The organism is Pseudomonas sp. 8209, assembly GCF_028682105.1.
GTDB lineage: Bacteria > Pseudomonadota > Gammaproteobacteria > Pseudomonadales > Pseudomonadaceae > Aquipseudomonas > Aquipseudomonas palmensis.
This window is the reverse complement of record NZ_JANIAH010000029.1, coordinates 1-549: the sequence shown is the minus strand read 5'-3', so window position 1 is coordinate 549 and position 549 is coordinate 1. Positions and strand designations below refer to the sequence as shown.

The window sequence follows — 549 nt, the reverse complement described above, 5'->3', positions numbered from 1 at the left end:
CGCCAGCCCATGTTCTGCACGAACAACCGCATGCCCTGGCTGGCACTGGCCAAGAGGCGCTTGCCGATCGAGAGACTCGTATGCCCGGTGCTGCTCAACGCCAGATGTTCACCGGTCGCGACATGCGTCGAGCGTGGCGTGGTCAGGGCGATGCCCGCCGGGCTGGCCAGCACCAGGTGCGGTTCGCTGAACTCGGGAAACTCGTTGGCGCTCTGGTTGGTCGGGCCGCTGCCGACAATGCCCTGGTGCTGCGCATGCAGGGCCTTGGCCACCTCGTCCTGATCGCCCGAATCCTGCGCCTGCACCTCGCGCGCCTGCTGGCCGAAGCCGTCCTGCTGCTCGCTGGCGGTGGCCAGGCGTTCGGCGGTTTCGGGCAGGTCCTTGTGGTGCTTGGCTTCGTGATGCCGGGGCTCGGTGGTCAGCAGCAGGCCCGCCGCCGCGCGCACGGCGCCATGCCGGTCGGTGCGCAGTTCGAAACCCTCACCACGCGGCTGGCCGCCCGAGGGGCGCGGGTGGGTCAGGTAGCCCAGGTTGATCGCACTGGCGCCA

Annotated in this window: 1 protein-coding gene; it reads right to left on the bottom strand. The window is 69.8% G+C overall.

Annotation, left to right across the window (positions count from 1 at the left end; all coding sequences use genetic code 11):
* Positions 1 to 549: type VI secretion system Vgr family protein (locus tag NP552_RS25855; RefSeq protein WP_274097326.1), on the bottom strand; the 549-nt coding region annotated here is incomplete at both ends.